The organism is Streptomyces sp. PA03-6a (genome assembly GCF_033792765.1).
Lineage (GTDB): Bacteria > Actinomycetota > Actinomycetes > Streptomycetales > Streptomycetaceae > Actinacidiphila.
Genome location: NZ_JARAVK010000259.1, coordinates 1 through 12,455 on the forward strand (window position 1 = coordinate 1; position 12,455 = coordinate 12,455).

Genomic DNA, 12,455 nt, shown 5'->3' on the forward strand with positions numbered 1-12,455 from the left:
CCTCCGGCCCGTCCGCGGCTCCCTCACCCCCGCCCCCGCGCGGTGAGCCGCCTCATGCGCGCCGCGTCGCGACTGCCCCGCCCGCAGTCGCTGCGCGCCGACGTCACCGCCTCCCTCGTCGTCTTCCTCGTCGCCCTGCCGCTGTGCGTGGGCGTGGCCGTCGCCTCGGGGGTGCCGGCCGAACTCGGCCTGGTCACCGGCATCGTCGGCGGGATCGTGACCGGACTGCTCCCCGGCAGCAGCCTCCAGGTGTCCGGCCCGGCCGCCGGACTCACCGTCCTGGTCTACGAGGCGGTCCAGGAGTTCGGACTGCCCTCACTGGGCGTGCTCGTGCTCTGCGCGGGCGGACTGCAACTCGCCATGGGCGTGCTCCGGCTCGGCCGCTGGTTCCGGGCCATCTCCGTCGCCGTCGTCCAGGGCATGCTGGCCGGCATCGGCCTGGTGCTGATCGCCGGACAGGTCTACGCGCTCACCGACACCGCGGCACCGGCAGGCGGCGTCGCGAAGATCGCCGGATTACCGGGACTGGTCGCGGGCACCGTCGCCTCGCCCACGGCGCTCACCGCGCTCGCCGTCGGCGGCGGCACCATCGCGGTCCTCGTGCTGTGGCCCCGCATCCCGCGTGCCGCGCGGCTGCTGCCGGGGCAACTGGCCGCGGTCGCGCTGGCCACGGGCACGGCCGTGCTGTTCGGCCTGCCGGTCCAGCGCGTCGAGGTGGCGGGACTGCTCGACGTCGTCCAGCCGCCGGGTGCCGGGCAGTTCGCGGGGCTGGCGAGCCTGTCCATGATCGGCACCGTGCTGGCCTTCACGCTGATCGCCTCCGCCGAGAGCCTGTTCAGCGCCGCCGCGGTGGACCGGCTGCACGACGGGCCGCGCACGGAGTACGACAAGGAACTCATCGCGCAGGGCGCGGGCAACGCCGTCTGCGGGGCGCTCGGGGCCCTGCCGATGACCGCGGTGATCGTCCGCAGCGCGGCCAACGTGCAGGCGGGCGCCCGTACGAAGGCGGCACGCGTGCTGCACGGCGTGTGGCTGCTGCTCTTCGCCGCGCTGATCCCCGGCGCCCTGGGGGTGATCCCGGTGGCGGCGCTGGCGGGTGTGCTGGTGCACGCGGGCTGGAAGCTCGTACCGGTGAAGGAGCTCGTCCCGCTGTGGCGCGCGCACCGGGGCGAGGCCGTCGTCCTGGTGGTGACCGCGACGGCGATCGTGGCCACCAACATGTTCGAGGGGGTCCTCGTCGGGCTGCTCACGGCCGTGGTCAAGGCGGCCTGGGAGACCTCGCAGACGCATGTGGAGATCCACGACAAGGGCGAGGGCCCGATCGTCGTCCGCGTGCTGGGCAACGCCACCTTCCTGCGGCTGCCCAAGCTGCTGGAGCAACTGGAGGCGCTGCCCCGGGACCGCCCGATGGAACTCGACCTGCGCCGGCTGCGGCACCTCGACCACGCCTGCGGCATGGCCCTGCTCGGCTGGGCCGAGCGGCACAACGAGGAGGGGGTGACGCCCGTCCGGGTGCAGGGCGCACCCGTGTGACGCGACGGCCCGGGACCGGGCGGGACGGGGCGCCGCCCCTGACCCACGGTTCCGGGCCGTCTCAGGGTCATCCCCTATGGCTTCGGGAGCGGAGCGGAGTGACCGTGGCCGTATGAGGCGTTCTACCGATGTATCCCGGGACGTGACCGGAGCCGAGAAGCGGCAGCTCGCGGTGGCCTCGGCCACCCTCGGCCCCTGGCGCCCGGCGGCGGCGGTCGGCGCGATCGGCGGCGGGGTCTCCCTCGCCGCCTCCGCCCTGAGCGGCGACTTCGGGCTCGGCGTCGTCGCCGGCGCCGTGTCCGTCGCACTGATGCTCTTCTTCCTCGTCGGCGGCGCCGGCGCGGTGACCGGGCGCGGCCCGCGCGCCGACCGCCGCATACGCCGCTGGGCGGCCGCCCACCCTTGGCGCGTCGCGCTGGTCCCGGCGGGGATGCTGCTCGTCACCGACGTCGTGATGCGCCAGATCCTGACCTCCGAGGGCTTCTTCGGCAGCCTCTGGGACGGCCTGTGGCGAGGGGTCCTCGTCGCGGCCGTGGTCGGTGTCGTCGGTTCGGTGGCCGGGAAGCGGCGGGCCGGCTAGGGCCGGCTGCCGGGCCCTGACCGTCAGTCCTTGACCGCCACCGTGAGGTCGACCTTGTAGGGCTCGACCACGTGACCGTCCGGGAAGAGCGCCAGCAGCGCGCGCCGCTCGTCGTCGAGGATGCGGCGGGCGGTGTCCGGGGCGAGCACGGCGAAGTAGGAACGGCTGCCGAGCATCGTGAGGTGCGTGTCCAGCGCGACGGTGCGCGTCCAGTGCAGGACTCGGGTCTCGGTGCGCATCCCCAGGCGGGAGCCGAGCGAACGGAGGATGTCCTCCGCCGTCCCCGTCAGGCCGTTCTCGTGGTAGCGGGGGACCGCACGGGCCAGCCGCTCCTCCTGCTCCCGCACCCAGGCGACGCCCATGCCCGGCACGTTCCACCACAGCGCGAGCGCACCGCCCGGCCGCAGCACCCGTGCCGCCTCGGGGGAGGACTTGGCCGCGTCCGTCCAGTGCCACGCCTGGGCGTACGTCACGAAGTCCGCCACCCCGGACGCGAACGGCAGCGCGTCCCCGTCCCCGCGTACGAGCGGCACGTCCGGCTGCCCGGCCCGCAACTGCGCGGCCATCCCCGCCCCGGGCTCCACGGCCGTCACGTGCGCCCCGCGCGCCCGCAGCAGCGCCGTGGCGATCCCCGTCCCGGCCCCCACGTCCAGGACCGCGGCCCCGGCGAAGGGACGGCCGCTGATCTCCTCGACGGCGTCGAACAGCTCTTCCGGGTAACCGGGGCGGGCCGCGGCGTACTGCGCGGCGACGGTGTCGAACGACTGGGCGAGCACGCGGTGGGCCGGGTGTGTGGTCATGGGGGTTGTCCTTCCCCGTGGGACGCGGGCGCGACCCACCGCGTGGGCTCGGTCAGACGCACCTTCCGGCGACGTACCCGTCGCTGCCGGTGTGCACGTAGGTGTCGGAGACGTACTGGTCCGGGCCGATCCGGTCCCAGATGTTGCTCGTCCCGTAGTAGCCGCTGACCGTCTCACCCGGGGTCTGGCAGAAGATCGGCACCTGGACGTCATAGGGCAGGAGCCTGACGATCTGGTAGTTCGTACCGGGGCCGGTACGGACGTTGAGCCGTACGTCGGGGGCGACCGGGTAGTACACGAGAGTGGGAGCCGCCACGGCTTCGGCGGCACCCCCCAGCACGAGGAACACCGCCCCGGCCATCGCGGCCGCGCCGGCCGCCAGTGCGGCGCGCCTGCTTCTGTTCTTGCTCAACACGTTCCTCCCACGAGACGCATCCAAGGCATGGGTTTGACGAGATGTTGATGCGTCAGCTGCAGCGCGACGCGACATACCCGTCGCTGCCGGTGTGCACGTAGGTGTCGGAGACGTACTGGTTGGTGCCGATGCAATCCCAGATGTTCGAGGTGCCGTAGTAGCCGCTCTCCGTCGTACCCGGGGTCTGGCAGAAGATCGGCACCTTGGCGTCGTAGGGCAGGACCTTCACGATGTGGTAGCCGGTGCCCGGCCCTGAGCGGACGTTGAGGCGCACGTCCGGCGCGACCGAGTAGTAGATGAGATCGCCTGAGGCCGAAGCCGGGGCAGCCGCGGCATCGCCGGCACCCCCGAGTACGGGAAAAGCCGCCCCGGTCAAGGCGGCCGCGCCGGAGAGGAGTAACCCGCGCCTGCTCTTGCCCTCGCTCAACATGCCCTCCCGATAAGTAGAGAACCACGGATGATCAACCGCAGCGTCCGGCGATGTAGCCGTCGCTGCCGGTGTGCACGTAGGTGTCGGAGACGTACTGTCCGGGGGCGATCCGGTCCCAGATGTTCGACGTGCCGTAGTAGCCGCTGACCGTCTCGCCCGGGGTCTGGCAGATGATCGGCACCTTGACGTCGTAGGGCAGCACCTTGACGATCTGGTAGCCCGTCCCGGGGCCGATACGGACGTTGAGCCGCACATCGGGAGCGACCGAGTAGTACACGAGATCCGCGGAGGCCGCGGTCGCCTCGGCCGCACCCCCGAGAACCAGCAGGACGGCCCCGGCCATCCCGGCCGCCAACACCGCTCGCCTGTTCTTGCCCTTGCTCAACACACCCTCCGAGGACAGAAGCCGATACTTATCCGCAGCGCGCCGCGACATATCCGTCACTGCCGGTGTGCACGTACGAGTCGGAGACGTACTGCCCGGGACCGATGCGGTCCCAGATGTTCGAGGTGCCGTAGTAGCCACTGACAGTCGTGCCGTTGGCCTGGCAGTAGATGGGTACGCGGGCGTCGTAGGGCAGGACCTTCACGATCTGGTAGCCCGTCCCAGGCCCGCTCCGGACGTTGAGACGACAACCCGGCGCGACCGGGTAGGTGACGATGTCGGCGACGGCGGTCGCTTCGACGTCGGCGGCGGCTGTTCTTCCCGTCGCGCCGTCAAGGTTGTTCTCGGCCATCGGTCCTCCCCCGTGGAGATTAACTCTCTGTCAGGTGCAGGCTAGCAATCCGAGCCGCTGCCGTAACCGCAATCCACTAGGCTCGCCAAGTTGCGGCTGCGGACGAACACACGGGGGTGGGTCATGCCGCCACTGCGGAGACCCGGGACTGATCGGGAAGCGGAACATCCGGAATACGCTGGGCAGTATCGCCTGGAAAGGCGGCTCGGCTCCGGCGGCATGGGCGTGGTGCACCTGTCACGCTCCACGTCCGGCATGCGCCTGGCCGTCAAGGTCGTGCACGAGGAGTTGGCGGCTGACCCGGAGTTCAGAGCGCGTTTCCGGCAGGAGGTGGCCGCCGCCCGGCGGGTGAGCGGGGCGTTCACCGCACCGGTCGTGGACGCCGACCCAGACGCCGAACGGCCTTGGATGGCGACCCTCTACATGCCCGGGCCGACTCTGGCCGAATTCGTGAAGCGGAACGGGCCGGTGCCCCCGGCCCAAGTGCGGTACCTGATGGCGGGACTGGCCGAAGCCCTGCGCGACATCCACCGGGCGGGCGTGGTGCACCGTGATCTGAAGCCCAGCAATGTGCTGCTGGCTTCAGACGGCCCCAAGGTGATCGATTTCGGCATCTCACGACCATCCGACAGTGATCTGCGGACCGAGACGGGCAAGCTGATCGGTACGCCTCCGTTCATGGCACCCGAACAGTTCCGCCAGCCGCGCTCGGTGGGGCCGGCCGCAGACATATTCGCGATGGGTTCCGTGCTCGTGCACGCGGCGACGGGACGGAGCCCCTTCGATTCCGACAGCCCGTACGTCGTCGCTTATCAAGTGGTGCACGACGAACCACACATGACCGGCGTACCGGCCGATCTCCGGCCGCTGATCGAACGCTGTCTGGCGAAGAACCCCGATGAGCGACCCGTCCCCGATGCCCTGATGACGGAGCTCAGAGCAGTGTCGGCCTCCTACGACACCCAGGCGTTCACGGTTCGGGATGGGGACGTCCTGATCCCCGTCCAGCGCCCCCCAGGAGCCGAGGAATTCATCGACCGCGCCGCCGTGCCGGAGAGGATCCGGGAGCGCACGGCGGGTCACTCCCCGAACCGACACAGGCAAGCCCTCGCGGCAGGAATCGCATTGGCCCTCCTCTGCACCGGCGCGGCTCTGGCCGTAAAGCGCCAGGCGGCTCGCGACGGGGAAAAAGCGACGGCGAGGCACAACGCCATCGGTCCGGAGATGAAGCAGTTCACACCGTGGCATTCGGTTCTCCGGCACGACGCGTCCAGTACCGCGATGCCCGCCTGCTCCTACAGCGGGCGAGCCCTGTATTGCGCTCAACCAGGGGTCCTTGCTGCGAAACTCGATCCCGGCAGCGGCCTGATCCAGTGGTCACGACGCGAGGCGACAGACAGTTCGATGGACGAGTCGTCCACCGCCCCTCTGCTCTCGCACGGCGTCCTCCATGCCCACATCGCCCGTCGGAACCGTCTCGAGGCCCTCGATCCGTCCACGGGGAAGGCCCGCTGGCATCTCGATCTGTCGCCCTACGACGGCCGCTTCCACGACACAGGCGCGCAGATCCTCCTGGTCTCGCCCGGAGCCGTCGTGACCGCGGTCGACGGAATGACGGGCACGCAGAAGTGGCGGAAGCCGCTCTCGGGCCACTCCCAGCCGATCTTCACCGTGGACCGGGCCTCGGGTGTCATCTACGCAATCGAACTTGCAGGTGACGGAAACACCACGCTGGTCACAGCGCTCGATCCAGACGACGGTGAGATACGCGGACAGAAGCGCCTCGCGGGCAACCTGAACCCGATCGGCGCGGTCAACGGCAGTGTCTACTTCAGCGTGTCCGATGCCGAGGCTCGCGCCATCGCCATCGTGCGCTACACGCCCGGCACGGGATCGCCGCGGCAGATTCGGCTCGGTGTCCCGCTCCCCGGTGCACGCGCTGCCGTGCAGGGCTCCAGGATCTACGCGATCGGATACAACGGGGCCCTGGTCTCGGTCAACACCGACGGAGGCGATGAGGACGCCGAGCGATGGACGGTGGAGACCTCGGTGAGCTACGCGTCCCCGCCCGTCGTCGACGGCGACCACCTCTATTTCGTTGCGGCCGACGGGCGCCTGCTGGCGTTTCGCACGGTGGACGGCCGTTTCCTCGGGCAGACCCCGCCACGCATCGACGACGACCACAGCAGTCAGGTGCTGGACCCGCCCTCCCCCGTCGTCGCCGACGGGAAGGTGTTCGCGACCGCGCCGGACGGCAGTGTGTTCGCCGTGGACGCGAAGGACCCCTCCCGCTGGTGATCGTGGGGATCGGCGGAAGGGGTCCCGGGCACGACGGCGGGGCCGGGGCCGGGGTCAGCCCTCGAGCTTCGTGACGTCGCGGACGGCGCCCTTGTCGGCGCTGGTGGCCATCGCGGCGTACGCCTTGAGGGCGAGGGAGACCTTGCGGTCGCGGTCCTTGGGGGCGTAGACGCCGCCGAGGGCGGCGCGGCGGGCGGCCAGTTCCTCCTCCGGGACGAGGAGTTCGATGCTGCGGCCGGGGATGTCGATGCGGATGCGGTCGCCGTCCTGGACCAGCGCGATCGTGCCGCCGGACGCCGCCTCGGGGGAGGCGTGGCCGATGGACAGGCCCGAGGTGCCGCCGGAGAAGCGGCCGTCGGTGACGAGGGCGCAGGCCTTGCCGAGGCCGCGGCCCTTGAGGAAGGAGGTGGGGTAGAGCATCTCCTGCATGCCGGGACCGCCCTTGGGCCCCTCGTAGCGGATGACGACGACGTCACCCTCCTTGACCTCCTTGCGGAGGATCTTGTCGACGGCCTCCTCCTGGGACTCGCAGACCACGGCCGGGCCCTCGAAGGTCCAGATGGACTCGTCGACGCCGGCGGTCTTCACCACGCTGCCGTCGACAGCGAGGTTGCCGTGGAGCACGGCCAGGCCGCCGTCCTTGGAGTAGGCGTGCTCGGCGGAGCGGATGCAGCCCTCGGCGGCGTCGAGGTCGAGGGCCTCCCAGCGCTCGGACTGGGAGAAGGCCTCGGCGGAGCGGACGCAGCCGGGGGCGGCGTGCCAGAGTTCCTCGGCCTCGGCGGAGGGGGAGCCGCCGCGCACGTCCCAGGTCTTGAGCCAGTCGGCGAGCGACGGGGAGTGGACGGAGTGGACGTCCTCGTTGAGCAGGCCGGCCCGGTGGAGTTCGCCCAGCAGGGCGGGGATGCCGCCGGCCCGGTGCACGTCCTCCATGTAGTACGTGCGGCTCTTCGCGACGTTGGGCGCGACCTTGGCCAGGCACGGCACGCGCCGGGAGACGGCGTCGATGTCGGTGAGGCCGAAGGGGACCTCCGCCTCCTGGGCCGCGGCCAGCAGGTGGAGGATCGTGTTGGTGGAGCCGCCCATGGCGATGTCGAGGGCCATGGCGTTCTCGAAGGCCTCGAAGGTGGCGATCGAGCGCGGCAGCACGGACTCGTCGTCCTGCTCGTAGTAGCGCCGGGTGATGTCGACGACCGTGCGGCCGGCGTCCTCGTACAGCGCCTTGCGGGCGGTGTGGGTGGCCAGGACCGAGCCGTTGCCGGGCAGCGACAGGCCCATCGCCTCGGTGAGGCAGTTCATCGAGTTGGCGGTGAACATGCCGGAACACGAGCCGCAGGTGGGACAGGCGTTCTCCTCGATGCGGAGGATGTCCTCGTCGGAGATCTTGTCGTTGACGGCGTCGGCGATCGCGTCGATCAGGTCGAGGGTGCGGACGGTGCCGTCGACGAGGGTGGCACGGCCGGCCTCCATGGGGCCGCCGGAGACGAAGACGGTGGGGATGTTGAGGCGCAGGGCGGCCATCAGCATGCCCGGGGTGATCTTGTCGCAGTTGGAGATGCAGATCAGCGCGTCGGCGCAGTGCGCCTCGACCATGTACTCGACGGAGTCGGCGATCAGGTCGCGGGAGGGCAGCGAGTAGAGCATGCCGCCGTGGCCCATGGCGATGCCGTCGTCGACGGCGATCGTGTTGAACTCGCGCGGCACGGCGCCCGCGGCCTTGATCGCCTCGCTGACGATGCGGCCGACGGGCTGCAGGTGGGTGTGCCCGGGCACGAACTCCGTGAAGCTGTTGGCCACCGCGATGATCGGCTTGCCGATGTCCTCGCTCGCTACGCCCGAAGCGCGCATGAGGGCGCGGGCGCCCGCCATGTTGCGGCCGTGGGTGACTGTGCGGGACCTCAGCTCGGGCACGGGGACCACTCCCTACGTTTCCATCTCGGAGCCTTCGAGCGTACGCCCCCGGTCGTGGTACGCGGCGGTGTGTCCGTATTGCGGACGGCGAGTCCACGGTGTGGATGGCGATCCGGTACCGGACACGACGGGTCCGCAGCGGGCCGGCGACAGGGCGCTCCCCCCCATTGTCGACCCATCCGCCCTGCGGGCGGCTCACCCCGTGACGGGCCCCGGATCGGTCAGGTAGCGCTGGAGGGTCGGCGCGATGAGGGCGATGACGTCCTCCATGTCCGCCGACGCCAGCGGCTCGAGCTTGATGACGTAGCGCATCATCACGATGCCGATCATCTGGGCGCCCGCGAGTTCCGCGCGGAGCCGGGGGTCGGGGACCTTCAGCTCCGACGCGACGCGCTCCAGCAGCCGCCGCAGGACGATGCCGCGCAGCACGCCCGCGGCGGTGTCGTTGGTCACGGCGGAGCGGACGATCGCCAGCATGGGGGCGCGCGAGACCGGGTTCTCCCAGATGGCGACGAAGAAGCGGGCCAGCCGCTCGCCGACGCCCTCGGGGCCGGTCGCCAGGACGTCGGGGACGCCGAAGGCGGCCTCGAAGCTCAACTCGATGGAGGCTTCGAAGACCTGCTCCTTCGCCCCGAAGTAGTGGTGCACCAGCGCCGGGTCCACGCCCGCGGACTTGGCGATGGAGCGGATCGAGGTCTTGTCGTAGCCGCGGGCGGAGAACTCCTGCCGGGCCGCGGCGAGGATCAGCTCGCGGGTCTCGGCGGTGCCCGAGCGGCTCCCGGCGGGGCGGCCGCGGCCGCGCCTGCCGGTCCCGTCCCCGGGAGCCATCAGCGCACCCGCGCGGCCGCGGCGAGGTGCAGCCGGGTGAAGGCCAGCGCCTCGGCGAGGTCCGCCTCGCGCTCGGCGGCCGACATCGCGCGCCGGGTGTTCACCTCGATCACCACATGGCCGTCGAAGCCCCGCGAGGCCAGGCCCTCCAGCACCTCCGCGCAGGGCTGGTTGCCGCGTCCGGGCACCAGGTGCTCGTCCTTGCCGGAGCCGCTGCCGTCGGCCAGGTGGACGTGACCGAGCCGGTCGCCCATGCGGTCGAGCATCTCCAGCGTCCCGGTCCTGGCCGTGGAGGTGTGCGAGAGGTCGATGGTGAAGTGCCGGTAGTCGTCCTTGGTGGGGTCCCAGTCGGGGGCGTAGGCGAGCATCTCCCGGTCGCGGTAGCGCCACGGGTACATGTTCTCGACGGCGAACCGGACGTCGGTCTCGTTCGCCATCCGCCAGATGCCGGTGACGAACTCCCGCGCGTAACTGCGCTGCCAGCGGAACGGCGGGTGGACGACCACGGTCGAGGCGCCCAGCTTCTCCGCCGCCGCCTGGGCCCGCTGCAGCTTCACCCAGGGGTCGGTCGACCACACGCGCTGGGTGATCAGCAGGCAGGGGGCGTGCACCGCCAGGATCGGGATGCCGTGGTAGTCCGACAGGCGGCGCAGCGCCTCGATGTCCTGGCTGACCGGGTCGGTCCACACCATCACCTCGACGCCGTCGTAGCCCAGCCGGGCCGCGATCTCGAAGGCCGTCGCCGTGGACTCGGGGTAGACCGAGGCCGTGGACAGCGCGACCTTCGCGTCCGGTACGCGCACGGTGTGTCCGTTCGGGTCCACAGGGTCAGGGGCTGCCACGGGGAACAGCGTACGGCGGCCGGTCGGCCCGACGGCACATCGCACCCGGCCGACGTGACGCGATCGACACGCGGGGCGCCGCGGCGCACGCACGGCGGCGGTACGCCGTGCGCCGCGCTCAGCCCCGGTCGCTCGTCATCAGGTCGAGGCGCCGCAGGATGACGCCCTCGCGCAGCGCCCACGGGCAGACCTCCAGCTCGGTGACCCCGAACAGGTCCATCGCCGCGTCCGCGACCAGCGCCCCGGCCAGCAGTTGGCGGGCCCGGCCCTCCGACACGCCCGGGAGGTTCCGGCGGGCGCCCTCCGTCATGGCGGCCAGCCGCGGCACCCACTCCGCCAGCGCCTTGCGGCTCAGCGTGCGCTGCACGTACAGGCCCTCGGCGGAGCGGGCCGCGCCCGCGATCCGGGCCAGCTGCTTGAAGGTCTTGGAGGTGCCCACCACGTGGTCGGGCCCGCCGAGCCGGCTGAACTCCGCCACGGTGCGGGCGATCTCGGCGCGCACGTGCTTGCGCAGGCCGCGCACGTCCTCGGAGGTGGGCGGGTCGCCGGGGAGCCAGCCGCTGGTGAGCCGGCCGGCGCCGAGCGGCAGGGAGACCGCGGCGTCCGGGTCCTCGTCCATGCCGTAGGCGACCTCCAGGGAGCCGCCGCCGATGTCCAGCATGAGCAGCCGGCCGGCGGACCAGCCGAACCAGCGGCGGGCGGCGAGGAAGGTGAGCCGTGCCTCGTCCTCCCCGGACAGCACGGTCAGGGCGACCCCGGTCTCGGCGGCGACCCGGGCGAGCACCTGTTCGCCGTTGGCGGCCTCGCGCACCGCGCTGGTGGCGAAGGGCAGGACGTCCTCGACGCCCTTGTCCTCGGCGACGACCAGGGCCTCTGCGACCTGGGCGACCAGCCGCCGCACGCCGTCCTCGCGGATCGCACCGTCCTCGTCCAGCAGCTCCGCCAGCCGCAGCTCGGCCTTGTGGGAGTAGGCGGGGAGCGGACGCGCGCCGGGGTGCGCGTCCATGACCAGAAGGTGGACGGTATTCGAACCCACGTCGAGGACACCGAGTCTCATGCCCGGAACGCTACTGCGCCGCGCCTTGACCGGGGACATGCGGGGTATGGGCACCTGCGCGGGTGACCACTGGAGGAGCTTCACATGCTTACCCTGACATCGTGGCGAAGGTGAAAAAGGCGACGAAGCGGCAGCATCACCCGGACGTGTCGGACGAGGTCGGGCTCGATTTCCCCCGCGCGTGGGTCGAGTTCCCCGATCCGGCCGACGAGGAACAGGTCTTCCGGTGCGACCTGACGTGGCTCACCTCACGGTGGAACTGCGTCTTCGGCCGCGGCTGCGAGGGCATCCAGGCGGGCCGGGCCGACGACGGCTGCTGCACCCTCGGCGCGCACTTCTCGGACGACGACGACGAGAAGCGCGTCGCGCGGCACGTGGAGCGGCTCACCCCGGAGCTGTGGCAGTTCCACGGCGCCGGCGAGGAGGACGGCTGGGCCGAGGTCAACGAGGACGGCGACCGGCAGACCCGGCGGCACCAGGGCGCCTGCATCTTCCTCAACCGCCCCGGCTTCCCCGCGGGCGCCGGCTGCGCCCTGCACACGCTCGCGCTCAAGGAGGGCCGCGAGCCGCTGGAGACCAAGCCGGACGTGTGCTGGCAGCTGCCGATCCGGCGGACGTACGACTGGGTGGACCGGCCCGACGACACGCGCGTGCTGATGATCTCGATCGGCGAGTACGACCGGCGCGGCTGGGGCCCCGGCGGTCACGACCTGCACTGGTGGTGCACGGGCGCGCGGTCCGCGCACGGCGCGGGCGAACCGGTGTACGTCTCGTACCGGGCGGAGCTCACCGAGCTGATGGGGCCGCGGGGCTACGACCGGCTCGTCGAGCTGTGCGAGCAGCGGCTCGCCTCCCTGCTGCCGATGGCTCCGCACCCCGCGGACCCGGTGCCGGGCTCCCGCGGCGGGGATCACGGGCAGGACGAGGACGAGGACGCCCAGTCGTCGTGCTAGTCGTCGCCCTGGTCGTCCCCCTGGGCGGAGGACGGGGAGGCCGAGGGGGTCTGGCTCGGCGGGTCGCTCGGTGA

The 12,455-nt window shown here is 71.6% G+C and carries 13 protein-coding genes; 4 read left to right on the top strand and 9 right to left on the bottom strand.

The annotated features are described in order from the left end of the window. Window positions 1-54 precede the first annotated feature (54 nt). Together PV350_RS38395 and PV350_RS38400 are read left to right on the top strand one after the other, a co-directional pair. Window positions 55-1,533, top strand: a complete 1,479-nt coding sequence (locus PV350_RS38395) for a SulP family inorganic anion transporter (protein WP_499513250.1) — start codon at window positions 55-57, stop codon at window positions 1,531-1,533. Window positions 1,534-1,645: 112 nt separating this feature from the next. Beyond that, the gene (locus PV350_RS38400) at window positions 1,646-2,113 is read left to right on the top strand and encodes a hypothetical protein (RefSeq protein ID WP_500338085.1); all 468 of its coding nucleotides are present in this window, start codon (window positions 1,646-1,648) and stop codon (window positions 2,111-2,113) included. A 23-nt stretch (window positions 2,114-2,136) separates the two neighbouring features. On the opposite strand, the gene PV350_RS38405 is transcribed toward PV350_RS38400, so the two are convergent. The 5 genes from PV350_RS38405 to PV350_RS38425 form a co-directional block, all read right to left on the bottom strand. Further along, window positions 2,137-2,913 carry a class I SAM-dependent methyltransferase gene (locus PV350_RS38405; protein WP_499513248.1) on the bottom strand — a complete coding sequence of 259 codons (777 nt, stop codon included), beginning with the start codon at window positions 2,911-2,913 and terminating at the stop codon, window positions 2,137-2,139. 52 nt (window positions 2,914-2,965) lie between these two features. Continuing rightward, window positions 2,966-3,274 carry an SH3 domain-containing protein gene (locus tag PV350_RS38410; protein WP_500338094.1) on the bottom strand — a complete coding sequence of 103 codons (309 nt, stop codon included), beginning with the start codon at window positions 3,272-3,274 and terminating at the stop codon, window positions 2,966-2,968. 106 nt (window positions 3,275-3,380) lie between these two features. Further along, window positions 3,381-3,758, bottom strand: coding sequence for an SH3 domain-containing protein (locus tag PV350_RS38415; RefSeq protein WP_499513247.1), 378 nt, complete (start codon window positions 3,756-3,758; stop codon window positions 3,381-3,383). Between the two features lie 31 nt (window positions 3,759-3,789). Next, on the bottom strand, window positions 3,790-4,101 hold the full coding sequence (locus PV350_RS38420; RefSeq protein WP_500338095.1) for an SH3 domain-containing protein: 312 nt from the start codon (window positions 4,099-4,101) through the stop codon (window positions 3,790-3,792). Window positions 4,102-4,171: 70 nt separating this feature from the next. Next, window positions 4,172-4,495 carry an SH3 domain-containing protein gene (locus PV350_RS38425; protein ID WP_500338087.1) on the bottom strand — a complete coding sequence of 108 codons (324 nt, stop codon included), beginning with the start codon at window positions 4,493-4,495 and terminating at the stop codon, window positions 4,172-4,174. A gap of 123 nt (window positions 4,496-4,618) precedes the next feature. On the opposite strand from PV350_RS38425, the gene PV350_RS38430 reads away from it, so the two are divergent. Further along, on the top strand, window positions 4,619-6,793 hold the full coding sequence (locus PV350_RS38430; RefSeq protein ID WP_500338089.1) for a protein kinase domain-containing protein: 2,175 nt from the start codon (window positions 4,619-4,621) through the stop codon (window positions 6,791-6,793). A gap of 54 nt (window positions 6,794-6,847) precedes the next feature. Here the strand turns inward: PV350_RS38430 and ilvD are convergent, their stop codons facing one another. The 4 genes from ilvD to PV350_RS38450 all read right to left on the bottom strand — a co-directional run bounded on the left by ilvD (window position 6,848) and on the right by PV350_RS38450 (window position 11,428). Continuing rightward, a complete protein-coding gene (gene ilvD, locus PV350_RS38435) occupies window positions 6,848-8,701 on the bottom strand; it encodes a dihydroxy-acid dehydratase (RefSeq protein ID WP_499513244.1) in 1,854 nt (617 codons plus the stop codon). Between the two features lie 195 nt (window positions 8,702-8,896). Further along, window positions 8,897-9,529, bottom strand: a complete 633-nt coding sequence (locus PV350_RS38440; RefSeq protein WP_499513243.1) for a TetR/AcrR family transcriptional regulator — start codon at window positions 9,527-9,529, stop codon at window positions 8,897-8,899. Continuing rightward, entirely contained in the window at window positions 9,529-10,332 is an 804-nt protein-coding gene (locus PV350_RS38445) for a sugar phosphate isomerase/epimerase family protein (RefSeq protein ID WP_499516903.1), read from the bottom strand. The genes PV350_RS38440 and PV350_RS38445 overlap by 1 nt, the downstream gene beginning before the upstream one ends. Window positions 10,333-10,489: 157 nt before the next feature. Further along, window positions 10,490-11,428, bottom strand: a complete 939-nt coding sequence (locus PV350_RS38450; protein ID WP_499513242.1) for a Ppx/GppA family phosphatase — start codon at window positions 11,426-11,428, stop codon at window positions 10,490-10,492. Window positions 11,429-11,529: 101 nt separating this feature from the next. Here PV350_RS38450 and PV350_RS38455 point away from each other — a divergent pair, with 101 nt between their 5' ends. Then, window positions 11,530-12,381 (top strand): DUF3109 family protein, encoded by an 852-nt coding sequence (locus tag PV350_RS38455; protein ID WP_500338092.1) that lies wholly within the window; start codon window positions 11,530-11,532, stop codon window positions 12,379-12,381. The last annotated feature ends 74 nt before the right edge of the window (window positions 12,382-12,455 follow it).

What these genes read in the sequence shown, in the direction of transcription:
- PV350_RS38405 (WP_499513248.1), bottom strand. Translation starts at nt 2,913, where the DNA reads ATGACCACACACCCGGCCCACCGCGTGCTCGCCCAGTCGTTCGACACC.
- PV350_RS38425 (WP_500338087.1), bottom strand. Translation starts at nt 4,495, where the DNA reads ATGGCCGAGAACAACCTTGACGGCGCGACGGGAAGAACAGCCGCCGCC.
- PV350_RS38400 (WP_500338085.1), top strand. Translation starts at nt 1,646, where the DNA reads ATGAGGCGTTCTACCGATGTATCCCGGGACGTGACCGGAGCCGAGAAG.
- PV350_RS38410 (WP_500338094.1), bottom strand. Translation starts at nt 3,274, where the DNA reads ATGGCCGGGGCGGTGTTCCTCGTGCTGGGGGGTGCCGCCGAAGCCGTG.
- PV350_RS38450 (WP_499513242.1), bottom strand. Translation starts at nt 11,428, where the DNA reads ATGAGACTCGGTGTCCTCGACGTGGGTTCGAATACCGTCCACCTTCTG.
- PV350_RS38420 (WP_500338095.1), bottom strand. Translation starts at nt 4,101, where the DNA reads ATGGCCGGGGCCGTCCTGCTGGTTCTCGGGGGTGCGGCCGAGGCGACC.
- PV350_RS38430 (WP_500338089.1), top strand. Translation starts at nt 4,619, where the DNA reads ATGCCGCCACTGCGGAGACCCGGGACTGATCGGGAAGCGGAACATCCG.
- PV350_RS38395 (WP_499513250.1), top strand. Translation starts at nt 55, where the DNA reads ATGCGCGCCGCGTCGCGACTGCCCCGCCCGCAGTCGCTGCGCGCCGAC.
- PV350_RS38415 (WP_499513247.1), bottom strand. Translation starts at nt 3,758, where the DNA reads ATGTTGAGCGAGGGCAAGAGCAGGCGCGGGTTACTCCTCTCCGGCGCG.
- PV350_RS38440 (WP_499513243.1), bottom strand. Translation starts at nt 9,529, where the DNA reads ATGGCTCCCGGGGACGGGACCGGCAGGCGCGGCCGCGGCCGCCCCGCC.